Origin of the sequence: Actinomycetospora flava (assembly GCF_037400335.1) — a bacterium.
GTDB classification, from domain to species: domain Bacteria; phylum Actinomycetota; class Actinomycetes; order Mycobacteriales; family Pseudonocardiaceae; genus Actinomycetospora; species Actinomycetospora flava.
The window spans coordinates 43542-64858 of the sequence record NZ_JBBEGM010000015.1 but is presented as its reverse complement, the minus strand read 5'-3'; the positions used below and the strand labels follow the sequence as shown (position 1 = coordinate 64858).

The 21317-nt window shown below is 74.5% G+C and carries 27 protein-coding genes; 18 read left to right on the top strand and 9 right to left on the bottom strand.

Going from position 1 to position 21317, the window contains the following annotated elements; genetic code table 11:
- Positions 1-34: 34 nt before the first annotated feature.
- Positions 35-388, bottom strand: coding sequence for a hypothetical protein (locus WCD58_RS28280; RefSeq protein ID WP_337706457.1), 354 nt, complete (start codon positions 386-388; stop codon positions 35-37).
- A 113-nt stretch (positions 389-501) separates the two neighbouring features.
- On the opposite strand from WCD58_RS28280, the gene WCD58_RS28275 reads away from it, so the two are divergent.
- On the top strand, positions 502-1284 hold the full coding sequence (locus tag WCD58_RS28275; RefSeq protein ID WP_337706456.1) for a class I SAM-dependent methyltransferase: 783 nt from the start codon (positions 502-504) through the stop codon (positions 1282-1284).
- A gap of 10 nt (positions 1285-1294) precedes the next feature.
- Here WCD58_RS28275 and WCD58_RS28270 read toward each other — a convergent pair whose 3' ends face one another.
- The gene (locus WCD58_RS28270) at positions 1295-2347 is read right to left on the bottom strand and encodes an NAD(P)H-dependent flavin oxidoreductase (protein WP_337706455.1); all 1053 of its coding nucleotides are present in this window, start codon (positions 2345-2347) and stop codon (positions 1295-1297) included.
- 90 nt (positions 2348-2437) lie between these two features.
- On the opposite strand from WCD58_RS28270, the gene WCD58_RS28265 reads away from it, so the two are divergent.
- Positions 2438-3235, top strand: a complete 798-nt coding sequence (locus WCD58_RS28265) for an enoyl-CoA hydratase/isomerase family protein (protein ID WP_337706454.1) — start codon at positions 2438-2440, stop codon at positions 3233-3235.
- 26 nt (positions 3236-3261) lie between these two features.
- Here WCD58_RS28265 and WCD58_RS28260 read toward each other — a convergent pair whose 3' ends face one another.
- The 3 genes from WCD58_RS28260 to WCD58_RS28250 form a co-directional block, all read right to left on the bottom strand.
- Complete coding sequence (locus WCD58_RS28260) at positions 3262-3429, bottom strand: hypothetical protein (RefSeq protein WP_337706453.1); 168 nt, start codon at positions 3427-3429, stop codon at positions 3262-3264.
- Between the two features lie 164 nt (positions 3430-3593).
- Positions 3594-4322, bottom strand: coding sequence for an alpha/beta fold hydrolase (locus WCD58_RS28255; RefSeq protein ID WP_337706452.1), 729 nt, complete (start codon positions 4320-4322; stop codon positions 3594-3596).
- A gap of 193 nt (positions 4323-4515) precedes the next feature.
- Positions 4516-6093, bottom strand: a complete 1578-nt coding sequence (locus tag WCD58_RS28250) for a class I adenylate-forming enzyme family protein (RefSeq protein ID WP_337706451.1) — start codon at positions 6091-6093, stop codon at positions 4516-4518.
- A 276-nt stretch (positions 6094-6369) separates the two neighbouring features.
- Between WCD58_RS28250 and WCD58_RS28245 the strand changes: the two genes are divergently transcribed.
- Entirely contained in the window at positions 6370-7032 is a 663-nt protein-coding gene (locus WCD58_RS28245; RefSeq protein ID WP_337706450.1) for a TetR/AcrR family transcriptional regulator, read from the top strand.
- A gap of 10 nt (positions 7033-7042) precedes the next feature.
- Positions 7043-7264 carry a hypothetical protein gene (locus WCD58_RS28240; RefSeq protein ID WP_337706449.1) on the top strand — a complete coding sequence of 74 codons (222 nt, stop codon included), beginning with the start codon at positions 7043-7045 and terminating at the stop codon, positions 7262-7264.
- Here WCD58_RS28240 and WCD58_RS28235 read toward each other — a convergent pair.
- Positions 7216-7752, bottom strand: coding sequence for a GNAT family N-acetyltransferase (locus WCD58_RS28235; RefSeq protein WP_337706448.1), 537 nt, complete (start codon positions 7750-7752; stop codon positions 7216-7218). The genes WCD58_RS28240 and WCD58_RS28235 overlap by 49 nt on opposite strands.
- Before the next feature lie 275 nt (positions 7753-8027).
- Here WCD58_RS28235 and paaA point away from each other — a divergent pair, with 275 nt between their 5' ends.
- From paaA to WCD58_RS28190, 9 genes are all read left to right on the top strand, one after another.
- A complete protein-coding gene (gene paaA / locus WCD58_RS28230) occupies positions 8028-9002 on the top strand; it encodes a 1,2-phenylacetyl-CoA epoxidase subunit PaaA (RefSeq protein ID WP_337706447.1) in 975 nt (324 codons plus the stop codon).
- A gap of 31 nt (positions 9003-9033) precedes the next feature.
- A complete protein-coding gene (gene paaB, locus WCD58_RS28225; protein WP_337706446.1) occupies positions 9034-9387 on the top strand; it encodes a 1,2-phenylacetyl-CoA epoxidase subunit PaaB in 354 nt (117 codons plus the stop codon).
- Positions 9387-10313 carry a 1,2-phenylacetyl-CoA epoxidase subunit PaaC gene (paaC, locus tag WCD58_RS28220; RefSeq protein WP_337706445.1) on the top strand — a complete coding sequence of 309 codons (927 nt, stop codon included), beginning with the start codon at positions 9387-9389 and terminating at the stop codon, positions 10311-10313. The genes paaB and paaC overlap by 1 nt, the downstream gene beginning before the upstream one ends.
- Positions 10307-10810, top strand: coding sequence for a 1,2-phenylacetyl-CoA epoxidase subunit PaaD (paaD, locus tag WCD58_RS28215; protein ID WP_337706444.1), 504 nt, complete (start codon positions 10307-10309; stop codon positions 10808-10810). Before paaC ends, paaD begins: the two co-directional genes overlap by 7 nt.
- Positions 10810-11913, top strand: coding sequence for a 1,2-phenylacetyl-CoA epoxidase subunit PaaE (gene paaE / locus WCD58_RS28210; protein WP_337706443.1), 1104 nt, complete (start codon positions 10810-10812; stop codon positions 11911-11913). Before paaD ends, paaE begins: the two co-directional genes overlap by 1 nt.
- Positions 11914-11923: 10 nt before the next feature.
- Positions 11924-13957 carry a phenylacetic acid degradation bifunctional protein PaaZ gene (gene paaZ, locus WCD58_RS28205; RefSeq protein WP_337706442.1) on the top strand — a complete coding sequence of 678 codons (2034 nt, stop codon included), beginning with the start codon at positions 11924-11926 and terminating at the stop codon, positions 13955-13957.
- A 22-nt stretch (positions 13958-13979) separates the two neighbouring features.
- Positions 13980-14354, top strand: coding sequence for a hydroxyphenylacetyl-CoA thioesterase PaaI (gene paaI / locus WCD58_RS28200; RefSeq protein ID WP_337706551.1), 375 nt, complete (start codon positions 13980-13982; stop codon positions 14352-14354).
- A 120-nt stretch (positions 14355-14474) separates the two neighbouring features.
- On the top strand, positions 14475-15110 hold the full coding sequence (locus tag WCD58_RS28195; protein WP_337706441.1) for a DedA family protein: 636 nt from the start codon (positions 14475-14477) through the stop codon (positions 15108-15110).
- Positions 15111-15152: 42 nt separating this feature from the next.
- A complete protein-coding gene (locus tag WCD58_RS28190; RefSeq protein ID WP_337706440.1) occupies positions 15153-15467 on the top strand; it encodes a DUF8129 domain-containing protein in 315 nt (104 codons plus the stop codon).
- Between the two features lie 16 nt (positions 15468-15483).
- Here the strand turns inward: WCD58_RS28190 and WCD58_RS28185 are convergent, their stop codons facing one another.
- Positions 15484-16623 (bottom strand): acyl-CoA dehydrogenase family protein, encoded by a 1140-nt coding sequence (locus WCD58_RS28185; protein ID WP_337706439.1) that lies wholly within the window; start codon positions 16621-16623, stop codon positions 15484-15486.
- Between the two features lie 69 nt (positions 16624-16692).
- On the opposite strand from WCD58_RS28185, the gene WCD58_RS28180 reads away from it, so the two are divergent.
- A complete protein-coding gene (locus WCD58_RS28180; protein WP_337706438.1) occupies positions 16693-17280 on the top strand; it encodes a TetR/AcrR family transcriptional regulator in 588 nt (195 codons plus the stop codon).
- Here the strand turns inward: WCD58_RS28180 and WCD58_RS28175 are convergent.
- Positions 17251-17979 carry a molybdopterin-dependent oxidoreductase gene (locus tag WCD58_RS28175; protein WP_337706437.1) on the bottom strand — a complete coding sequence of 243 codons (729 nt, stop codon included), beginning with the start codon at positions 17977-17979 and terminating at the stop codon, positions 17251-17253. The genes WCD58_RS28180 and WCD58_RS28175 overlap by 30 nt on opposite strands.
- A gap of 94 nt (positions 17980-18073) precedes the next feature.
- Here WCD58_RS28175 and WCD58_RS28170 point away from each other — a divergent pair, with 94 nt between their 5' ends.
- Both WCD58_RS28170 and WCD58_RS28165 read left to right on the top strand, forming a co-directional pair.
- Positions 18074-18640, top strand: a complete 567-nt coding sequence (locus WCD58_RS28170; RefSeq protein WP_337706436.1) for a TetR/AcrR family transcriptional regulator — start codon at positions 18074-18076, stop codon at positions 18638-18640.
- Between the two features lie 10 nt (positions 18641-18650).
- Complete coding sequence (locus WCD58_RS28165; protein WP_337706435.1) at positions 18651-19286, top strand: pyridoxamine 5'-phosphate oxidase family protein; 636 nt, start codon at positions 18651-18653, stop codon at positions 19284-19286.
- A 6-nt stretch (positions 19287-19292) separates the two neighbouring features.
- Here the strand turns inward: WCD58_RS28165 and WCD58_RS28160 are convergent, their stop codons facing one another.
- Positions 19293-19535: a hypothetical protein gene (locus WCD58_RS28160; protein ID WP_337706434.1), complete on the bottom strand. Its 243-nt coding sequence runs from the start codon at positions 19533-19535 to the stop codon at positions 19293-19295.
- A 174-nt stretch (positions 19536-19709) separates the two neighbouring features.
- Here WCD58_RS28160 and WCD58_RS28155 point away from each other — a divergent pair, with 174 nt between their 5' ends.
- Both WCD58_RS28155 and WCD58_RS28150 read left to right on the top strand, forming a co-directional pair.
- On the top strand, positions 19710-20060 hold the full coding sequence (locus WCD58_RS28155) for a YciI family protein (RefSeq protein WP_337706433.1): 351 nt from the start codon (positions 19710-19712) through the stop codon (positions 20058-20060).
- The gene (locus WCD58_RS28150) at positions 20060-21304 is read left to right on the top strand and encodes an RNA polymerase sigma factor (RefSeq protein ID WP_337706550.1); all 1245 of its coding nucleotides are present in this window, start codon (positions 20060-20062) and stop codon (positions 21302-21304) included. Before WCD58_RS28155 ends, WCD58_RS28150 begins: the two co-directional genes overlap by 1 nt.
- The last annotated feature ends 13 nt before the right edge of the window (positions 21305-21317 follow it).

Genomic DNA, 21317 nt, shown 5'->3' with positions numbered 1-21317 from the left:
GTCGCGGATTCTGCCGGGCGGCTCCTCGCCCCGGTCAGCGGTCCGCGCAGGGCTGGGCGGCGCGCTCGACGCGGGCGCCGACCTCCGCGAGGCGGGACGCGAGCTCCGGGTTCGGCGGCGTCGCCTCCGCGCCCGCACCCGGCACCTGGCGCAGCCGCTCGATCTCGGCCTGGACCTCGGGCGTGAGGGTCAGCCCGCCGCCACCGGTGGCGCCGCCGGGCCGCAGCCGCGTGGTGCACGGCGCCTGCCCGCCGGCTCCGGTGGGCGCGGAGACGGCAGCGGGCGAGGGTGCTGCGGCCGGCGTCTCGGGGGCGCCGGCGCACCCTCCGAGCACCAGCAGCCCGGCCAGGACCGGTCCGGCGAGCACCGGCAGGCGGCGGAAGTCCATCGATCGATCTCCTCGGCGTCCGGGCGGCCCATCGGGGCGGCCGCCTCACGGAGATCACTCTGCTGACCGGGGGTGACGCAGCTCTGTGGCGTCTCTGAGGGAACAGTGAGGGCATGACCGTCGATCGCTACGCGCACGCGGCACCGGGGTGGGCGACCGGGGCCGCGCGGGTCTACGGGCCGCTCGCGGCGCAGCTCGTGGCCGCCGCCCCGCACCCGCTGGCGGGCCGTCGGGTGCTCGACGCCGGCGCCGGGACGGGCCTGGCGTCGACGGCCCTGCGCGCGGCCGGGGCGCGCCCGGTCGCGATCGACTACTCGCCCGCGATGCTCGCCTGGGACGCCGCGCACCGCCCGCCCTCGGCCGCCGGCGCCCTGGAGGCGCTCCCGCTGCGTGACGACGGCGTGGACGACGCGGTCGCGGCGTTCGTGCTCAACCACGTCGACGACCCGACCGCCGCGCTGCGCGAGCTCGCCCGCGTCACGCGGCCCGGCGGCGCCGTCCTCGCGACGTCGCCCGCGGCCGGGACGACGCATCGCTCGGTGCGCGACCGGATCGACGCCGTCGTCGCCGACGCCGGGTTCACGCCGCCCGATTGGTACGCGCACCTCACGACGGTGCAGGCGCCGCTGCTCGGGGACGTGACGGCCATGCGCGACGCCGTCGATGCCGCCGGTCTGGCCGACGTCGTCGTCACCGAGCGCGTCGCCGACGTCGGGGTCGAGCGGGCGGAGGACCTCGTCGACTACCGCCTCGGCCAGGCCCACGTCGCCGCGTGGCTGGCCGCGCTGCCCGAGGGCGAGCGGGCGGAGCTGCGACGGGCCTCGGTCGCCGCGGTCGCCCCGGTGATGGCGCCCTACCGGCCGCCGGTGATCACGCTCGTCGCCCGCGTGCCCTGACCGTCCGGCTTCAGAGCCCGAGCAGCTCCCGCGCCGAGTGCCACAGCTCCCGGGTGATCACGCCGGCGGGTTCCGGGCGCGCGAGCCGGGCGGCCTGCCCCGCCCACTGGTTCACGGGGTCGACACCGCCGGCCCGACCGCGGCGCCACTCCCCGACCAGCGCGCGCTGCACCGGGTACCGGGCCGGCGCCACGTCGGCCTCGACCCACGCCCGGACGTACGGGGTCGCCAGCGCGCGGCCGGGTCGCCCCGAGTAGGCCCGCGTGAGGACCGAGCTCTCGGGGGCGGCGGCGCCGAGCGCGGCCGACCAGTCCGTGTCGATCCCGGTCTCCGGCGCGCGCAGGAAGGCCGACCCGACCTGCACCGCGCTCGCCCCCAGGGTCAGCGCGGCCGCGACCCCGCGGCCGTCGGTGATCCCGCCGGTGGCGACGACCGGCACCGTCAGCGCGTCCGCGAGCTGCGGGACGAGCGCGAGCAGCCCGACACCGGTGGACTCGGCGGCGACGGGGTCGAACGTCCCGCGGTGCCCGCCGGCCTCGATGCCCTGGGCGACCACCACGTCCGCGCCCGCGTCCTGCGCGGCCAGCGCCTCGTCGAGCGCGGTCGCGCACGCGAACCAGGCGATGCCCGCGGCGTGAATGCGCTCGACCGTCGGCGCGTCGTAGACGCCCATGATCGACGAGATCACGGTCGGGCCGGCCGCGATCAGCGCGTCGACCTGCTCGGCGAACACCGGCGGCGGCCCGGCGGGCTCGCCGGGCGCGCCGTACCGCTCCAGGAAGCCGCGCGCGGCCGCCTCGCCGCCGTCCCCGGCGGGCGGCGCGTCGGGGATCCACAGGTTCATCTGCAGCGGGCCCGACGAGCCCTCGCGGAACCGCCGGACCCAGTCCCCGATCTTCGCCGGGCTGTCGAGCACCGCCCCGGACGCACCCATCCCACCGGCCTCCGCGACCGCCACGGCCAGGTCCGGCGGGCACGCGCCCGCCATCGGCGCCTGGAGGATCGGGACCTCGAGCCCGTAGCGCTCGGAGAACGCGGTCACCCGCGTCGAGATCGTCGTCATGGCCACACCCTGCCCCTGTCCCCACCCCCGGAGGGAGGGCAGCATGATCCCCGCGCCCGGAGGAACCGGGGCCGGAGAGGAGTGCGTTCGATGACGAGCGACGCGGTCGTGGTGACCCGTGACGACCAGGCGGCCGTGGCGGTCGTGCGGATGAACCGCCCGGACCGTCGCAACGCGCTGACCACCGAGCTCAAGGTGGCGCTGCGCGACGCCCTCGAGGAGGTCGCCCAGGACGACGCCGTGCGCGCCGTGGTGCTCGCCGCCGCCGGGCCCGCGTTCTGCGTCGGGCAGGACCTCGGCGAGCACGCCGAGACCCTCCGCTCGGGCGACCCGGACGCCATGCGCACCGTGCCCGAGCACTACAACCGCATCACCTCGGCGCTCGCGACGATGCCCAAGCCGGCGATCGCCGCGATCGGCGGCACCTGCGTCGGCGCCGGCCTCGGGTTCGCGCTGGCCTGCGACCTGCGCCTCGCCGCGGCCGGCGTGCGGTTCGCGACGGCGTTCGCCGGCATCGGCTTCGGCGGCGACTCCGGGCTCTCCGCGACGCTCGCCCACGCCGTCGGCGCCTCCCGGGCCACCGACCTGCTCATGCTCGGCGACACGTTCACCGCCGAGTCCGCGCGCGACTGGGGCGTCGTGCGCGAGGTCGTCGCCGCGGAGGAGCTCGACGACAAGGCGCTCGCCCTGGCCCGCAAGCTCGCCTCCGGCCCGACCGCGGCCTACGCGGAGATCAAGACGGCGATCGCGCTGGGGACGGTGTCGTCGCTGCCGACGGTGCTCGAACACGAGGGGGCGGCCCAGTCGCGCCTCGCGAAGACGCAGGACCACCGCAACGCCGTCGAAGCCTTCCTGGCGAAGGAGAAGCCGACCTTCACCGGGAAGTGAGCAGCCCGCGGGCGCCCGCCCCCGGGTCAGCGCAACGGCGCTCTCCGGCGGTGGCCGATGCCGGCGAGGTGCAGCGCGATGCAGATGGCTCCCAGCGTGAGGAGCACGGTCGGGGTGAACACGCTGATCACGAAGCCGGACACCTCGAAGATCAGCGCGATGAGGAACAGGACCGCCGCGGCGATGGCGAGCATCGTGTCGGGTCTCCTTCTGTCGGAGCCCGCAGTATCGGGGCCGGAGCGGCCCGGCTCATCAGCGTGACGCCGGACGGCGCCCGCGGGCGGCCGAGCGGGCCCGCTCCCCGCTCACCGGCACGGCGATCGTCTCCGTCCGGACAGCCGGGCGCTGTCTGTCCTGCTCAGCCGCCGGCCTTCTCCGCGGCGGCGAGGATCGCGTCGATCGTCACCTGGGGGTGCGACACCATCGAGACGTGCGAGCCGGGCGCCTCGGTGATCGTCGATCCCGCCCGCTCGGCCATCCGGCGCTGCGTGCCGGGCGGGATGACGAGGTCCTCGGTGCCCACGACGGTCCAGCTCGGCAGCGATTTCCACGCCGTTTCCGTTCCCGGCGTGACATTCGCACCCAGCGTGATCGGACGCTGACTCTCGACGATCCGCCACCGATCGTCCTCGGGCAGATCCTGGGCGAACGAGTTGTGGACGGTGGCGGGCTTGAGGAAGGCCTCGACGTCGCCCTCGGGCGCGCCCGGATATCCGGCGAGATCGAGGACGGTGGTGGGATCCGGGACGTCGAGCGCGGACCCCGACCCACCCAGGATCTGGAACACCGTCTCCCCCGCGTCGGGGATGAACGCGTCCACGTAGACCAGGGCGCGCACGTCACCGGCGCCGGCGGCGGCGTTCGTGACGACGAAGCCGCCGTACGAGTGGCCCACGAGGACGACGGGGCCACTGACGCGCTGCTTGACGAACGAGGTCACGTAGGGCGCATCGGTGTTCACCCCGCGCAACAGATTCGGCGGCGTGAGCACCGACAATCCGCGGTTCCGCAGTTCCCGCGCGACCGGGTTCCAGCTCGAACCGTCCGCCCAGGCTCCGTGAACCAGGACAATCGTCACTTCCGGCATCTGTGCTCCCGCAGTTCGTCGTCACCGTTCCTGCGAATCGAGCCTAGGCAGCGACGTGATCTCACGTCTGCTCCGATTCCCGTAGCGTCCGGAACACGGCGCGTAGCCCCCGCGCGAACGACTTCGAGGCACGAACAGGGACGTCGGGCGCGGAGAAGCAGCGAACCGCCCGTTCGCTGCAGGAACGCCGGGCCTACGTCAGCTGCGACTCCCGTTCCGACCAGAACACGGCGCGCAGTTCCCGCTTGAGGATCTTCCCCGCACCGGACTTCGGCAGCGGTTCCACGCGGGTCTCGATGCTGCGCGGGACCTTGTAGCCCGCGATCGTCCGGCGGCAGTGCGCCACGAGCTCCTCGGCGAAGGCGTCGGCGTCGTCGGGCTGCGAGCGCAGGACGACCACGGCGTGCACCGACTCCCCGAAGCGCTCGTGCGGCACGCCGAACACGGCCACCTCGACCACCGACGGGTGCGCGAACAGCGCGTTCTCCACCTCGGCGCTGTACACGTTCTCGCCGCCCGAGACGATCATGTCCTTGGCGCGGTCGACGAGGAACAGGTGCCCGCCGTCGTCGAGCAGGCCCAGGTCCCCGGACGCGAACCAGCCGTCCCGCAGCGCCGTCGCGGTCTCCTCGGGCTTGTTCCAGTAGCCCGCGGTGACGTTGGCGCCTCGGATCAGCACCTCGCCGACCGTCCCCGGCGGGAGCGGGATGCGGTCGGCCGGGTCGACGACGACCACCTCGACGCCCACCGCGGCCCGCCCGCACGAGCGCGCCTGCGGGACGTCGAGCAGGTGCTGCTCGCCGGGCAGCAGGGTGACGATCGGCGAGGTCTCGGTGAGCCCGTAGATGTGCAGCATCTCGGCGTCCGGGAACGCGGTGTGGGTGCGGCGCAGCAGCTCGACCGCGGCGGGCGACGACCCGTGCGAGAGCCACCGCAGGCTCGACACCGTCCGGGGCCGGGCGGCCTGCTCGGCGGCGAGCGCGTCCATCATCGTCGGCACCACCAGCGTCGCGGTGACGCCGTGGCGCTCGACGAGGTCGAGGACGCCGTCGGGCGTGAACGCCGGGCACATCACCTGCGTCCCGCCGGCCCAGACCGTCGAGAGCGCCGCGATCGTGCCCGCCGCGTGGAACATCGGCGCGACCACGAGCCAGCGGGTGTCCGCGGTGAACGGCCAGCACGCCATGAAGTGGAAGGCGTTGGCGACGAGGTTGCCGTGCGTGAGCATCACGCCCTTCGCCGCGCCCGTGGTGCCGCCGGTGTAGAAGATGCCGGCGAGGTCGTGCTCGCGGGGCTCGCGCAGCGGCGGGGTGGGCTCGGCGTCGGCGAGCAGGGCGTCGTACTCGGTGCTCGTGTCGACGACGCGCAGGTCGGGGTCGAGGCCGTCGAGCGCGCGGTCGGCGAACAGCACGCGCGCGCCGGCGTCGCGCAGCGCGTAGCTGCGCTCGGCGGCGGTGTGACGCACGTTCAGCGGGACGATGACGAGCCCGTGGCTGGGCAGGCCCAGGTAGAGCTCGAGGTAGCGGTGGCAGTTCGCGCCGAGCACGCCGACGCGGTCGCCGGGCCCGAGCCCCAGACGCGTGAGCAGCCCGCCGAGGCGCGCGATGCGCTCGGCGAGCTCGCCGTAGGTGACCGTCTGCTCGCCGCACACCACGGCCGTGCGCTCGCGGGCGGTGGCGAGGGCGCGGCGCAGCGGCGCGCCCATGGTGCGCGTCGCGTTGCCCGCGTCGCCCGCCGGCGCGAGGTCGTGGAGGGTCTCGGGCGTCGTCATCGAACACTCCGGGGAACACGCTGCGTGGTGGCGCAGTATCAACAGGATTGGCTCGAACGATCGTTCGGTCGGCTCGACGGTAGCAGTGACCCGCCCCACGCGGCCAGGAACGAGGATGCGGCGTGCGGAGCCTCCGGCGCCAGGTCCGGTGTTCCGGCGACGGGCGCCCCTCGCCGATCTCTCCGACCGAAGGGACCCTTCGGTCGACACCACGGCGCGCGATCACCCGGCTTGCCTCTGGCCTTCCGACGCGGTCGGGGACGTAGATTCCCCCGCGTGACCGGCACCCGTCCCCCCGCCCGCGAGGACGAGCGACCGGCGGGCGCCGCGCGGGAGCGGCGGTCCCGGCCGACGTACGACCCGTCGAGCCTCGTCGAGGTCGCCGCGCGGGTGTTCAACGAGCGCGGCTACGACGCCACGAGCATGGAGGACCTCTCCGCGGCCGCCGGCATCACGAAGTCGTCCTTCTACCACCACGTCCGCGGCAAGGAGGCGCTGCTGCGCGCGGCGCTCGAGCGCGCGCTCGACGGGCTGTTCGGCATCCTCGACGAGCCCGCGGCGTCGACGGGCAGCCCGCTGACGCGCCTGCGCCACATCGTGCGCCGCCAGGTCGAGGTGCTGGTCGCGGAGCTGCCGCACGTGACGCTGCTGCTGCGCCTGCGCGGCAACACCGAGACCGAGCGGTGGGCGCTGGCCCGGCGCCGCGAGTTCGACGCCGCCATCGCCGCCCTGGTGCGCGAGGCCTCGTCCGCCGGCGAGCTGCGCGCCGGCATCGACCCGGCCGTCGGCGCCCGGCTGCTCTCGGGTCTCGTGAACTCGCTCGTCGAGTGGTACCGCCCGGGACGCGTCGACGTGTCCGACCTGGTCGCCGAGGTCGACCGCATGGCCTTCGAAGGTCTGCTCGCCCAGAGCCCTGCGCCCGGCGGCCGGCCGACCTAGGCTCGGCGACGTGCCGCTGGAGTTCTCCGAGCAGCCTGAGACCGGCCTCGTCGCGGTCACCCTGACCGACGGCGACGGCGCCGTGCTGCAGACCCGCGTGGTCGCGGCCGACGAGATCGGGCGCATCGCGGCGCGGGCTCGCGCGGCGGTGGAGCGCAGCGAACGGACCGGCGAGCCGGGCCTCTACGTCACGCTCGACGAGCTCATCGACGGGACGTCAGGTCCTGCTTGAAGCTCCATCTTGTAGCCCTGGTGGCTCGCGGTGAAGCCGAGCCGCTCGTAGAACCGGTGCGCGTCGGCGCGTGAGGTATCGCTCGTGAGCTGGACGAGCCCGCACCCGCGGCGCCGCGCCTCCTCGACCGCCCAGCCCACCAGCAGCCCGCCGTACCCGCGGCCCCGGCACCGCGCGTCGACGTGCACCGACTCGAGCTGCGCGCGCCGCGTCCCCCGCCGCCCGAGGTTCGGCAGCACCGTGAGCTGCAGCGTGCCGACGGTGGTGCCGACGGTCGTGCCGTCGGCCTCGTCGAGGCAGACGAGCAGGTGGGCGGGGTCGGCGTCGATCTCGGCGAACGCCGCGGCGTAGGGCGCGAGGTCGTCGACGGCGTCGCCCCGACCCGCGCTCACGGGATCGGCGGCGATGAGCCCGACCAGCGCGGGCAGGTCGTCGGCCCCCGCCCGGCGCACGGTGAGCCCGTTCCCCAGCCTCGCGAGCACGTCCATGCCGGCGATCATGCCCGCCGGGGAGGAGCGAGGGCGTCCCTCGCTGCGTCCCACGCAGCCGGGGCGTCCCTCGCTCCACGCCGAGGCGCAGGCCCCGGCGGCGCGAGGGCGTCCCTCGCTGCCTGCCACGCACCCAGGGCGTCCCTCGCTCGACGCCGAGGCGCACGCGCGCGCTCCCCCGGGCGAGCGGTCCACCCCGCCGGACGGTTGCGGAGTCGGCCCCTCGTGCGTCACCATCACAACCGAACGAACATTCGGTACGGAGGTGGCCACCGATGACGGTGACCGAGGACCAGCGCGTCGACACGGCAGACCTCGAGGCGGAGTTCGACCGCACGGTGGCCGCCGAGGGCCGGATCGAGCCGCGCGACTGGATGCCCGAGGGCTATCGCAAGACCCTCATCCGCCAGATCGCCCAGCACGCGCACTCCGAGATCATCGGGATGCAGCCCGAGGGCAACTGGATCCTGCGCGCCCCCAGCCTGCGGCGGAAGGCCATCCTGCTCGCGAAGGTCCAGGACGAGGCCGGCCACGGGCTCTACCTGTACTCGGCGACCGAGACGCTCGGGGTCGACCGCGGCGAGCTCACCGATAAGCTGATCGACTCGAAGCAGAAGTACTCGTCGATCTTCAACTACCCGACGCTGACGTTCGCCGACATCGGCGTCATCGGCTGGCTGGTCGACGGCGCCGCGATCGTCAACCAGGTCCCGCTGTGCCGCTCGAGCTACGGCCCGTACGCGCGGGCGATGGTGCGCATCTGCAAGGAGGAGCCGTTCCACCAGCGCCAGGGCTACGAGCTGCTGATGACGCTGATGGCCGGCACGCAGGCGCAGCGCGCGATGGTCCAGGACGCGGTCGACCGGTGGTGGTGGCCGTCGCTGATGATGTTCGGCCCCGCCGACGGCGACTCCCCGAACACCCAGCAGTCGATGGCCTGGCGGATCAAGCGCCACACCAACGACGAGCTGCGCCAGCGCTACGTCGACATGACCGTCCCGCAGGCCGAGGCGCTCGGCGTCACGCTGCCGGACCCGGCGTTGCGGTGGAACGCCGAGCGCGGGGCGCACGACTTCGGCGACATCGACTGGGACGAGTTCATGCAGGTCGTCAAGGGTGCGGGGCCGTGCAACGCCCAGCGTCTGCAGAACCGCCGCGCCGCCCACGAGGGCGGCCAGTGGGTGCGCGACGCCGCGGCGGCGTACGCCGCCAAGCAGGAACGGCGCGCGAAGGAGGAGGCGGCAGCATGAGCCGTGACACGGAGCGCAGCGGAGCTGGATCATGAGTATGGCCGACGACACCACCGCGCACGTCGAGGGCGACCCCGCCCGCGACCTCGGAAGCGGCGCCCCGAAGGCCACCTGGCCCCTCTACGAGGTCTTCGTCCGCGGCAAGCGCGGGCTCAACCACGTGCACGTCGGGTCGCTGCACGCGCCCGACGACACGATGGCCCTGCACAACGCGCGGAACCTCTACACGCGCCGCAACGAGGGCGTGAGCATCTGGGTCGTCCGCGGCGACGCGATCACCGCGTCCAGCCCGGACGAGAAGGACCCGTTCTTCGCGCCGTCGGGCGACAAGGTCTACCGCCACCCGACGTTCTACGACATCCCCGACGACGTCCCCCACCTCTGATGCACAGCGACGACCACGACGAGAACGTCTACGACGCCCTCGCGACCGCCGACGACGACGGCCGCTGGGCCTTCGGCACCGGGTTCGACGCCGGCACCGCGGAGATCGACGCGCCGGTGCCCGACGGCGTCGACCGCGACGACCTCGCGGCCTACTGCCTCATGCTCGCCGACGACGCGCTGATCGCCTCCCAGCGCCTCGCCGGCTGGACCGCCAAGGCCCCCGAGCTCGAGGAGGACGTCGCGCTGGCGAACATCGCGCTCGACCTGCTCGGGCAGGCGCGCGTGCTGCTCTCGCGCGCCGGGCACCTCGGCGCCGCCGACCCGTTCCGCGCGGGCCCGCAGGACGACGAGGACGTCCTCACCTACTTCCGCGACGACCGCGCGTTCCGCAACGTCACGCTCGTCGAGTCCGACGCCGGCGACGCAGGCGACTTCGGCCGCACGATCGCCTGGATCCTCGTGCTCTCGAGCTGGCGTCTCGCGCTCATGCAGCGTCTCGCGGGGAGCCGCGACCCGGTGCTCGCCGCCGTCGCGGGCAAGGCCGTCAAGGAGCTGACCTACCACCGCGACTACGCCGCCCAGTGGACGCTGCGCCTCGGCGACGGCACCGAGCTCTCGCACGCCCGCATGCAGGCCGGCCTCGACGCGGTGTGGCCGTTCGTCGAGGAGCTGTTCCTCGCCCACGACGTCGAGCGCCGCCTCGCCGACGCGGGCGTCGCCGTCGACCCGGCCGCCCTGCGCGCCGACGTCGACGCCGTGCTCGAGCAGGTCCTGCCGGCCGCGACGCTGACCCGTCCCGAGCGCCCCGCCGTGGGCCTCGTCGGCGGGCGCGGGGGCCGGGACGGCGTGCACACCGAGTCGCTCGGCACCGTCCTCGCCGTCATGCAGTCGCTGGCCCGCGCGCACCCGGAGGCGACATGGTGACGGCAACGGCCCGGGACGCCGCCGAGAACGTCGTCGACCCCGAGATGCCGATGCTGACCCTCGCCGACCTCGGCGTGCTGCGCGGCGTCGAGACCACCGCGGACGGGACGGTCGTCGTCACGCTGACCCCGACCTACTCGGGTTGCCCCGCGCTCGACGAGATGCGCGCCGACGTGCGCCGGGCGCTGCGCGACGCCGGGCACGCGCGGGTGGACGTCCGCACCACGTTCAGCCCGCCGTGGTCCACCGACTGGATCTCCGACGCGGGCCGCCGCAAGCTCGCCGAGGCGGGCGTCGCCCCGCCCGGCCGGCTCGGGCCGCGCCCCGCGGGCGGCCCGGTGCCGCTGACGCTGGTCGCCCCGTCGCGCACGGTCGCGTGCCCGCAGTGCGGCGCCGCGGACACCGAGGAGACCTCCCGCTTCGGGCCCACCGCCTGCACCGCGCTGCGCCGCTGCCGGTCGTGCGGCGAGCCGTTCGAGCACGTCAAGGAGATCTGATGACGGCCGCTCTGACCGACACCGTCACCGCCGACGCGGTCCCGGGCTTCCACCGCCTGCGCGTCGCCGACGTCGAGCGCCTCTGCGACGACGCCGTCGCGGTGCGCTTCGACGTCCCCGACCACCTCGACGACGACTACCGCTTCCGCGCCGGCCAGTACCTCACGCTGCGCCTGGCGACCGAGGACGGCGAGGAGCGGCGCTCGTACTCGATCTGCGCGCCCGAGGGCGCCGCGCCGCGCATCGGCGTGCGCCGGGTCGACGAGGGGCTGTTCTCCACCTGGCTGGTCGACCGGCTCGCCGCCGGCGACGAGCTCGAGGTCGGGCCGCCGCAGGGCCGCTTCAGCCCGGAGGTCGCACCGGGCGAGCACCACGTGCTCGTGGCCGCGGGCTCCGGGATCACGCCGGTGCTCTCGATCGCCGCCACCGTGCTCGCCGCGTACCGCGACACCCGGGTGACGCTGCTCTACGGCAATCGCCGCAGCGACACGGTGATGTTCGGCGAGGACCTCGCCGACCTCAAGGACCGCCACGGCCCGCGCCTGCAGCTCGTGCACGTGCTGTCCCGCGAGCCCACCGCCGCCGACCTGTTCAACGGCCGGCTCGACGCCGAGCGGCTGCGCACGCTGGTCGGCGCGCTGGTGCCCGTCGGCGAGGTCGCGCACTGGTGGCTGTGCGGGCCGCTGGGCATGGTCGAGGCGGCGACCGAGGTGATCACCGGCTTCGACGTCGAGCGCCGGCGCGTGCACCGCGAGCTGTTCTACGTCGACGAGCCGCCGCCCGAGGTGCACCGCGCCGAGGACGACACCGTCGAGGACGACGGCACCGGCGCCACCGTGACGGTGATCGTCAACGGGCGCGCGTCGGTGCTCACGCTGCCGCGCACCGAGCCCGTGCTCGACGCCGCGCAGAAGGCCCGCTCGGACCTGCCGTTCGCCTGCAAGGGCGGCGTCTGCGGCACCTGCCGCGCGCAGGTGACCGCCGGCGAGGTGACGATGCGCCGCAACTTCGCGCTCGAGCCCGAGGAGGTCGACGCCGGGTTCGTGCTGACCTGTCAGGCCCTGCCCGTGTCCGACGAGGTCACGGTCGACTACGACGTGTAGAGGTTCATCGATGAGCGTCCTGTCCAGCCACGTCCGCGGCGAGTGGGTCACCCCCGACGGCGCCGAGGGCCGCCCGATGGCCGACGCCGTCACCGGCGAGGAGATCGGCCGGCTCGCCACCGACGGCATCGACATGGCCGCGGTGGCCGGCTACGGCCGCCGCGTCGGCGGCTCCGCGCTGCGCGAGCTGTCGTTCCACGAGCGCGCGTCGCTGCTCAAGGCCCTCGCCGGCCACCTGCGCGAGCACCGCGAGGAGCTCTACGCCGTCTCGGCGCGCACGGGCGCGACGAAGGGCGACTCCAAGTTCGACGTGGACGGCGGCATCGGCGTGCTGCAGGTCTACGCGTCGCTCGGCAAGCGCGAGCTGCCCGCGTCCGGGCCGTGGCTCGACGGCGACGTCGTGCCGCTGAGCAAGGGCGGCACGTTCCTCGCCCAGCACCTGTACACGCCGCTGCAGGGCGTCGCGGTGCAGGTCAACGCCTACAACTTCCCCGTCTGGGGCCCGCTGGAGAAGCTCGCGCCCGCGCTCCTCGCCGGCGTCCCGACGATCATCAAGCCGGCGACGCCGACCGCGTTCCTCACCGCCGAGCTGGTCCGGCTGATCGTCGAGTCCGGACTCCTGCCCGACGGCGCGGTGCAGTTCCTCGCCGGGTCGACCGGCGACCTGTTCGACCACCTCACCGAGCAGGATCTCGTCTCGTTCACCGGCTCGGCCTCCACCGCGCGGCAGCTGCGCACCCACCCGGTGCTCTCGGCGCGCGCGGTGCGCTTCACCGCCGAGGCCGACTCGCTGAACTGCTCGATCCTCGGCCCGGACGCGACGCCGGGCACGCCGGAGTTCGACCTCTACGTCACGCAGCTCGTCACCGAGATGACGGTCAAGGCGGGGCAGAAGTGCACCGCGATCCGGCGCGCGTTCGTGCCGGCGGCGCAGGCCGACGCCGTCGTCGAGGCGGTGCGGGAGAAGCTCGCGAAGGTCGTCGTCGGCGATCCGTCGGCCGAGGGCGTCACGATGGGCGCCCTCGCCGGGCTCGAGCAGCGCGAGGAGGTCCGCCGCTCGCTGAAGTCGCTGACCGACGCCGCCGAGGTGGTGTTCGGCGACCCGGAGCAGGTCGAGGTCACCGGCGCCGACGCGCAGCGCGGGGCGTTCCTCTCCCCGGTGCTGCTGCGGGCGTCGGGCGACAGCGCCGCGGTGCACGAGGTCGAGGCGTTCGGCCCGGTGTCGACGGTGGTGCCGTACGCGTCGACCGCCGAGGTCGTCGAGCTCGCCGCGCGCGGCCAGGGCTCGCTGGCGGGCTCGGTGGTCACGGCCGACCCGGAGTTCGCCCGCGAGGTCGTGCTCGGCACGGCGCCGTGGCACGGGCGCCTGCTCGTGCTCGACCGCGACGACGCGAAGGAGTCGACGGGCCACGGCTCGCCGATGCCGCAGCTCGTGCACGGCGGTCCGGGGCGCGCCGGCGGCGGCGAGGAGATGGGCGGGCTGCGCGGCGTCGCCCACCACATGCAGCGCACCGCCGTGCAGGGCAGCCCGGACATGCTCGCGGCGATCACCGGGCGGTGGGTGCCGGGCAGCGTGCGCACGGTCACCGACGAGCACCCGTTCCGCAAGCACCTCGAGGACCTGCGCCCCGGCGACACCGTCGTCGGCGGCCCGCGGCGGGTCACCGAGGCCGACGTCGAGCACTTCGCCGAGTTCACCGGCGACACGTTCTACGCCCACCTCGACGCCGAGGCGGCCGCCGCGAACCCGTTCTTCGGCGAGCGCGTCGCCCACGGCTACCTCGTGGTGTCGTTCGCCGCGGGCCTGTTCGTCGACCCGGCGCCGGGCCCGGTGCTGGCGAACTTCGGCGTCGACAACCTGCGCTTCCTGACGCCGGTGAAGTTCGACGACGAGCTGACGATCACGCTGACCGCCAAGCAGATCTCGCCGCGCGCGTCCGCCGCGTACGGCGAGGTGCGCTGGGACGCCGAGGTCGTCAACGCGGCCGGCGAGCCGGTGGCCAAGTACGACGTGCTGACGCTGGTGGCCAAGCGTGACGCGTGACATCTCTGCGTCCGTCCGGCGCATGTGGGACGACGACGCCGCCTCGCGCAAGCTCGGGATGGAGCTGCACGAGGCCGCGGAGGGCCGCTCGCGGATCTCCATGCCGGTGACCGCGGAGATGGTCAACGGCCACGGGATGTGCCACGGCGGCTACCTGTTCCTGCTCGCCGACTCGACGTTCGCGTGCGCCTGCAACTCGCCCGGGCCGGTCGCCGTCGCGGCGGGGGCGGACATCGTCTTCGTCGCGTCGGCGCACCTCGGTGACGTGCTGCAGGCCGTCGCCGAGGAGCGTGTCGCGTTCGGGCGCAGCGGCGTCTACGACGTCACCGTGACCCGGCCGCGCGACGGGCAGGTCATCGCCGAGTTCCGGGGGCGGAGCCGCATCCTGCGCAGCTGACTCGTCACGCTCCGTTCGTCCGGAACATGCCCGCTGTCGCCTTGACGACGCAACGGCTGTCGTCGATCGCCACGGTGCGTCATGCTCGGGGGCGACGGAGCCGGGGAAGGGGCGTGTCGCGTGATCGCTGAGTGGCTGCAGACGATCCCGCCGCTGGCGGTGTACCTCACCGTGCTGGGCGTGGTCGGCATCGAGAGCTTCGGCATCCCGCTGCCCGGCGAGATCGTGCTCGTCAGCGCGACGCTGATGGCCACCCGCCCGGAGCTCGCGGTGTCGGCGATCTGGGTCGCCGTGTGCGCGCTGATCGGCGCGGTGGTCGGCGACTCCATCGGCTTCGCCGTCGGGCGCCGCTACGGGATCGGGCTGCTCGAGGCGGCGGGCCGGCGGTTCCCCAAGCACTTCGGGCCCTCGCACGTCGCGCTCGCCGAGCGGGCGTTCGAGCGCTGGGGCGTGCTCACGGTGATCGTCGGGCGCTTCATCGCCATCCTGCGCATCCTCGCGGGCCCGCTGGCCGGGGCGCTGCGCATGCCGTACCGCAAGTTCATGCCGGCGAACCTCGTCGGCGGCGTGCTGTGGACCTTCGGGACGACGGCGCTGGTCTACGCGCTGGGGATCGCCGCGGAGACGTGGCTCAAGCGGTTCTCGTGGGCGGGGCTGGTCGTCGCGGTGCTGGTCGGGCTGACCGTCGGGTTCCTCGTCAAGAGGCGCGTGATCGGGTTGCTCACCCGGCCGGAGGAGGGTGCGGCGGCGTCGTGAGCGGGTAGGCCTCGGCCCCGCCCCCTCGGCAGGAGGTATCCCGTGGCCGACGCCCCGTTCCCCGACTTCGACCACGCCACGGTCGACACGGTCAAGCACCGCATCCGCTCACTGTCCCGCGAGGACGTGCAGGGTCTGCTCGACCACGAGCAGGCGCACGCGTCGCGGATGCCCGTCGTCGAGGTGCTGCGGACGCGCCTGTCCGAGCTCGACGCGGGCGCCGAACCGTCCGGCGGCGACCAGACCGAGGCCCGCGGCGGCGAGACCAGCCACGGCTCGCCGGTCTCCCCCGACGGCGCCGCCCAGCCCGGCCCGCCCGACCGCCACGGCCTGCGCCAGGTCACCTGGGGCGGCTAGCTAACCGGTGGTTGCTTCACCGGGCGAAATGGCGGCTGATGACCAGGCGCTGGATCTGGTTCGTGCCCTCGAAGATCTGCATGATCTTGGCCTCGCGCATGAAGCGCTCCACCGGGAAGTCGCGGGTGTAGCCGTAGCCGCCGAACACCTGCACGGCGTCGGTGGTGACCTTCATGGCCGCGTCCGTGGCGACGAGCTTCGCGACGCTCGCCTGGCGACCGTACGGACGCCCGAGGTCGCGCCGGCGCGCCGCGTCCAGGTAGGTCGCGCGCGCCGAGTCGACCGCCGCGGCCATGTCCGCCAGCACGAACCCCAGCCCCTGGTGGTCGACGATCTTGCGGCCGAACGTCTCGCGCTCGTTCGCGTAGTCCACGGCGGCGTCCAGGGCCGCCTGGGCGAGCCCGACCGCGCACGCCGCGATCCCCAGCCGCCCGGAGTCCAGCGCCGAGAACGCGATCTCCAGCCCCTGGCCCTCGCGCCCGATCAGCCGCTCGCCCTCGAGGACCGCGCCGTCCCAGTTGGCCGTGGTGGTCGGCACCGCGTGCAGACCCATCTTCTCCTCCGGCTTCCCCCAGGTCAGTCCTTCGGCCTGCCCGGGCGCGAGGAAGCACGACACCCCCCGCGAGCCCTCGGCGGTGCGCGCGAACAGGGCATAGAAGTCCGCCCGCCCGCCGTGGGTGATCCACGCCTTGGTGCCGGTGATCGCGTAGCCGCCCTCGACGGGCGACGCCTTGCACCGCAGCGCCGCCGCGTCCGACCCGGCCTGCGGCTCCGAGAGCGAGTAGCCCCCGACGAGCCCGCCGCCGAGCATGTCGGGCAGCCACCGCTGCTGCTGCTCGGCGGTGCCGAACGTCGCCAGCGGGAAGCACGACAGCGAGTGCACGCTCGTGGCGACGGCGACCGCCGCCCACCGGGCCGCCAGCTCCTCGAGCACCTGCAGGTACACCTCGTAGGGCTGCGCGCCGCCCCCGAGCTCCTCCGGATACGGCAGCCCGAGCAGCCCCGCCTCCCCCAGCGTCGCGAACAGGCCCTCGGGATACGTCTCGGCCCGCTCGTGCTCGTCCACCCGCGGCGCGAGCTCCTTGTCCGCGAGCTCGCGGGTGAGGTCGAGCAGGTCCTCGGCCTCCTGGGTGGGCAGCAGCCGATCGACGGGCATCGCGGGACTCCTATCGGTACTCAGATCGGTCCTAGAGTACCGATGAGAGTGGCGCTAGGGTAGGGTCTCGTGACCGCCCCGAGCCCGACGCGCCGCGGCGCCGCGCGCCACTCGGAGCTGTTTGACGCGCTCATCGACCTGCTGCTCGCCGAGGGCTTCGCCCACCTCACCCTCGACGACGTCGCCGCCCGGCTGCGCTGCTCGAAGCGCACGCTCTACGCACTGGCCGGGTCGAAGGAGCAGCTGGTGCGCGCGGCCGTCGTGCGCTTCTTCGAGCGCGCCACCGTCCGCGTCGAGGCCGCCGTCGACGCCTGCGCGGCGCCCGCCGACCGCGTCGCCGCCTACCTGCGCGCCGTCGCCGCCGAGCTCGCGCCCGCGTCGGCCCGCTTCTTCGACGACATGGCCGCGTTCCCGCCCGCCGCCGAGGTCTACGCGCGCAACACCGAGGCCGCCGCCCGGCGCGTCGGCGAGCTGATCGGCGAGGGCGTCGAGGCCGGCGACTTCCGCGACGTCCCCGTGTCCTTCGCCGCCGAGACCGTCGCGACGACGATGGTGGCGATCCAGCAACGCCGCATCGCCGGCGCCACCGGGCTCGCCGACGCCGAGGCCTACGAGGCGCTCGCGGCGCTACTGCTCCACGGCCTCACGCGGTCCTGAGCGCCCGAGCGCGCAGAGAGCCCGGATCGGCGGGATGAGCGCGCGGTAGAACGGCCGCACCCACGGGCCGGGCAGGGAGCCGTGGCGCTCCTCCTCCCACACGCGGGCGCGCGGGTGCTCCTCGATCAGCCGGTCGGTCAGGGACGTGCGGGGCTCCGGCCGGGCGGTGAGGACCTCGATCCGGCGGAGGTGCTTGGTACTGACGTAGCCGTACTGGCGCGGGCTGACGAGGCGGACCGGGGCGCCGTGGTCGCCGTCGAGCGGCCGCCCGTCGAGGTTCTCGGCGAGCAGGACGTCGTCGTCCAGCGCGTCCTCGAGCGTCGCGACCGACCGGTGCCCGTCGAGCCCCCGGAAGACGAGGTGGGAGACCGTGGCGTCGGGGTCGAGGGCCGGCGCGATCAGCTCGCGCCAGAAGCTCGCGAACGGCACGCCCTCCCAGCGCAGGTCGACCGCCGACCAGCCGGCGACGCAGTGGAGGTCGGCGGTGAGCTCGCGGCGCGGGAGCTGCGCGAGCCCGGCCAGCGGGACCGTGAACCCGGCCCGGACCGCCCCGCGGACCTCGATGGCGTGGTCCGCGGGGACCGCCGGCGGCGGGTGGTGCAGGTGGGTGCCGAAGCGCGGGAAGCCGGTGACCGGGCGCTGGCCCGGCGGCAGCCGCAGTCCATGGCCGACAGAGCTGACGGTCGGTGCGCTGGTCATGGCCGCTCCCCCGATCTATACGAGGCCGTATACATGGCGGACGCTAGCAGCATCTGTACGGTGCCGTACAGACCGAGCTCCGGGAGGAAGGTCCATGGCGGTTGCCCGCACCCCGCGCCACCGGTGGGTCGACGCGGCGTTGCTGGCGCTGGCCGAGGGCGGCCCGGAGGCGGTGCAGATCGAGTCGCTGGCGCGGTCGCTGGGCGTCAGCAAGGGCGGCTTCTACGGCTACTTCGACGACCGGCGCGCACTGCTGACCGAGGTGCTCGACACCTGGGAGTCCCGCAGCACCGAGCGCGTCCTCGCGCAGGTCGAGGAGGAGGGCGGCGACGCGATGCGCAAGGCCCGCCGGGCCGCCGACCTCACCTTCAGCACCGAGCTGCGGCCGATCGACCTCGCCGTCCGCGACTGGGCGCGGCGCGACGCGGGGGTCGCCGAGCGCCTGCGCCGCGTCGACAACCAGCGCATCGCCTACCTGCGCGAGCTGCTGGCGCCCGTGTCCGCCGACGCGGAGGACCTCGAGGCGCGCTGCCTCGTCGCCTTCTCGGTGGCGATCGCCGACCGGCTCATCGCCGCCGACCACGGCATCCGCTCGCGCGCCGACGTGCTCGACGCGATCAATCGGCGCCAGCTCTTCGCACGGGCGCCCGGGCGTCCGTAACCTCGGGCCGGTGAGCGGACCGGGCGCACGCGGCGGCACGGAGATCACCGACCTCGAGCAGCTGCGGGCCGTCGTGGGCGAGCCGATGCCGCGCGCCGTCACCAAGGTCCGCGCACAGCTCGACGACGTCGACCGCGCCTTCATCGCGTCCTCGCCGCTGCACCTCCTCGCCACGTCGGGCGCCGACGGCTCGCTGGACGTCTCACCGAAGGGCGACCCGGCCGGCGAGGTGCTCGTGGTCGACGACCGGACGCTGCTGCTGCCCGACCGGCCCGGCAACCGCCGCGTCGACGGGATGATCAACATCCTGGGCGACCCCCACGTCGCCCTGCTGTTCCTCGTCCCGCGCCGGCGCGACACGCTGCGGGTGAACGGGCGCGCGCGGCTGCTCCTCGACCCCGACGACGCGGAGGCGTTCGAGGTGCGCGGCCACCGCCCGCGCATCCTCGTCGAGGTCACCGTCGACGAGGTCTTCTTCCACTGCCCGAAGGCCCTCATGCGCTCCGGGCTCTGGGACCCGGACGCCTGGGCGCCCACCGACCTCCCGAGCGTCGCGGAGATCGCGCACCGGACGAGCCCCGACTCCTCGCTCGAGGAGCTGGAGCAGCGCTACGCCCCGGAGCACTACAAGACGCTGCTGTACTAGCCGGTACTAGTCGGTGCGCTCCGCGAGGTAGGTGCGGTCGTGGACGTACTGCGGTTCGCCGTCGCGGGTCGTCCCGGCGCGGCGCCACACCGCCACGTGGACCTCGTACACGTCGCCGAGCCTCGGGTCGGTGCGCGCGAAGCGGCGGGGCGACTCGAGCTCGATCTCCGCGGGCGGGCCGCCGTCGGGCCCGGGCTCGCGGTACACCCCGCCGGCGTACCGACCCCGTCCGGCCAGGACACAGAGCATGTCGTCCCCCTCGAGGATCCGGTCGGGCACTCGGCTCGCGGGGGACACTACGGCGGTTCACCGGTCCCTTCGGAAAAATCTTCGCGGGACCCTGTCGATCGGCGCCGGGCCGTTCGTGGAGAGGTGTGCGGGCGACGGGCCCGCACCCGACCCCCATCTATCCAGGAGGCTCCCATGGCCCACTACCTGCTCAGCGTCATCACCCCCACCGACGGCGAGATGCCCTCCGACACGGAGATGCAGACGATCATGGGGAACGTCGCGAAGCTCCAGGCGGACATGCAGGAGGCGGGCGTCTGGGTGTTCTCGGGCGGCCTCGAGGCGCCGGACACCGCGACGGTCCTGCGGCAGAGCGGCGACGACGTCCTCGTCACCGACGGCCCGTTCGTCGAGCTCAAGGAGTACGTCGGCGGTCTGACGATCATCGACGCGCCGGACCTCGACGCCGCTCTGCACTGGGGCCGGCGCTCCACCGAGGCCGTCGGCCTGCCGATCGAGGTCCGGCCGTTCCACTGGGCCCCGTGATCGACGCGCCCTCCTCGGTGACGATCACCCGGATCGTCACCGAGGAGTACGGGCGGTGCGTGGCGACGCTGACGCGCGTGCTCGGCGACATCGACCTCGCCGAGGACGCCGTGCAGGACGCGCTCACCGTGGCGCTCACCCGCTGGCCGGCCGACGGCGTCCCGCCGAACCCGGGCGGCTGGATCGTCACCACCGCGCGGCGCCGCGCGATCGACCGCCTGCGCCGCGACGCCGTCGGCCGCGACAAGGAGGCGCGCGCCGCCCGCGAGGAGCCGGCGCCCGACGAGGACGACGAGGAGCCGGAGGAGGAGGGACCGGTGGACGACGACCGCCTGCGCATGATCTTCACGTGCTGCCACCCGGCCCTCGCCCTGCCCGCGCGGGTCGCGCTGACGCTGCGCCTGCTCGGCGGGCTGGAGACCCCCGAGATCGCCCGCGCGTTCCTCGTGCCCGAGCCGACGATGGCGCAGCGGATCGTGCGCGCCAAGAACAAGATCCGGGCCGCCCGCATCCCGTACCGCGTGCCGCGCGACGCCGACCTGCCCGACCGCGTGCCCGGCGTCCTCGCCGTCGTCTACCTCGTCTTCACCGAGGGCCACGCGACCGCGACCCGCGACGACCTCGCCGCCGAGGCGATCCGGCTGGGCCGGCTGCTCGCCGAGCTGATGCCCGACGAGCCGGAGGTGCTGGGACTGCTCGCGCTCATGCTCCTCACCGAGGCCCGCCGGCCGGCGCGGACGGCTGCCGACGGGTCGCGGGTGCTGCTCGCCGACCAGGACCGCACGCGCTGGGACGCCGACCTCGTCGCCGAGGGCCTCGACCTCGTCCGCCGGTGCCTGCGCCGCGACGCGCCCGGGCCCTACCAGCTCCAGGCCGCGATCAACGCCGTGCACACCTCCGCGCCCGACACCGCCTCGACCGACTGGGCGCAGGTCGTCGCGCTGCACGACCAGCTGCTCGCCGTCGCGCCGAGCCCGACCGTCGCGCTCAACCGGGCCGTCGCGCTCGCCGAGACCGCCGGGCCCGCGGCCGCGCTGACGATCGTCGAGGAGCTCGCCGAGCGCCTCGACCGCTACCACCTGCTGCACGCCGTGCGCGCCGACCTGCTCGGGCGGCTGGGCCGCGACGCCGAGGCCCGCGAGGCGCTCGACGCGGCGCTCGCGCGCAGCCACGACCCCGACGACCGGGCGCTGCTGGCGGCACGACGCACTGCTCTGGGTGAACGGTTCCCCCACACGCGGTGAGGGCAGGATGGGA

Coding starts and splice junctions, on each gene's coding strand:
- WCD58_RS28280 (WP_337706457.1), bottom strand. CDS start 388: ATGGACTTCCGCCGCCTGCCGGTGCTCGCCGGACCGGTCCTGGCCGGG.
- WCD58_RS28275 (WP_337706456.1), top strand. CDS start 502: ATGACCGTCGATCGCTACGCGCACGCGGCACCGGGGTGGGCGACCGGG.
- WCD58_RS28270 (WP_337706455.1), bottom strand. CDS start 2,347: ATGACGACGATCTCGACGCGGGTGACCGCGTTCTCCGAGCGCTACGGG.
- WCD58_RS28265 (WP_337706454.1), top strand. CDS start 2,438: ATGACGAGCGACGCGGTCGTGGTGACCCGTGACGACCAGGCGGCCGTG.
- WCD58_RS28260 (WP_337706453.1), bottom strand. CDS start 3,429: ATGCTCGCCATCGCCGCGGCGGTCCTGTTCCTCATCGCGCTGATCTTC.
- WCD58_RS28255 (WP_337706452.1), bottom strand. CDS start 4,322: ATGCCGGAAGTGACGATTGTCCTGGTTCACGGAGCCTGGGCGGACGGT.
- WCD58_RS28250 (WP_337706451.1), bottom strand. CDS start 6,093: ATGACGACGCCCGAGACCCTCCACGACCTCGCGCCGGCGGGCGACGCG.
- WCD58_RS28235 (WP_337706448.1), bottom strand. CDS start 7,752: ATGGACGTGCTCGCGAGGCTGGGGAACGGGCTCACCGTGCGCCGGGCG.
- paaA (WP_337706447.1), top strand. CDS start 8,028: ATGACGGTGACCGAGGACCAGCGCGTCGACACGGCAGACCTCGAGGCG.
- paaB (WP_337706446.1), top strand. CDS start 9,034: ATGAGTATGGCCGACGACACCACCGCGCACGTCGAGGGCGACCCCGCC.
- paaC (WP_337706445.1), top strand. CDS start 9,387: ATGCACAGCGACGACCACGACGAGAACGTCTACGACGCCCTCGCGACC.
- paaD (WP_337706444.1), top strand. CDS start 10,307: ATGGTGACGGCAACGGCCCGGGACGCCGCCGAGAACGTCGTCGACCCC.
- paaE (WP_337706443.1), top strand. CDS start 10,810: ATGACGGCCGCTCTGACCGACACCGTCACCGCCGACGCGGTCCCGGGC.
- paaZ (WP_337706442.1), top strand. CDS start 11,924: ATGAGCGTCCTGTCCAGCCACGTCCGCGGCGAGTGGGTCACCCCCGAC.
- paaI (WP_337706551.1), top strand. CDS start 13,980: ATGTGGGACGACGACGCCGCCTCGCGCAAGCTCGGGATGGAGCTGCAC.
- WCD58_RS28185 (WP_337706439.1), bottom strand. CDS start 16,623: ATGCCCGTCGATCGGCTGCTGCCCACCCAGGAGGCCGAGGACCTGCTC.
- WCD58_RS28175 (WP_337706437.1), bottom strand. CDS start 17,979: ATGACCAGCGCACCGACCGTCAGCTCTGTCGGCCATGGACTGCGGCTG.
- WCD58_RS28170 (WP_337706436.1), top strand. CDS start 18,074: ATGGCGGTTGCCCGCACCCCGCGCCACCGGTGGGTCGACGCGGCGTTG.
- WCD58_RS28160 (WP_337706434.1), bottom strand. CDS start 19,535: ATGCTCTGTGTCCTGGCCGGACGGGGTCGGTACGCCGGCGGGGTGTAC.
- WCD58_RS28155 (WP_337706433.1), top strand. CDS start 19,710: ATGGCCCACTACCTGCTCAGCGTCATCACCCCCACCGACGGCGAGATG.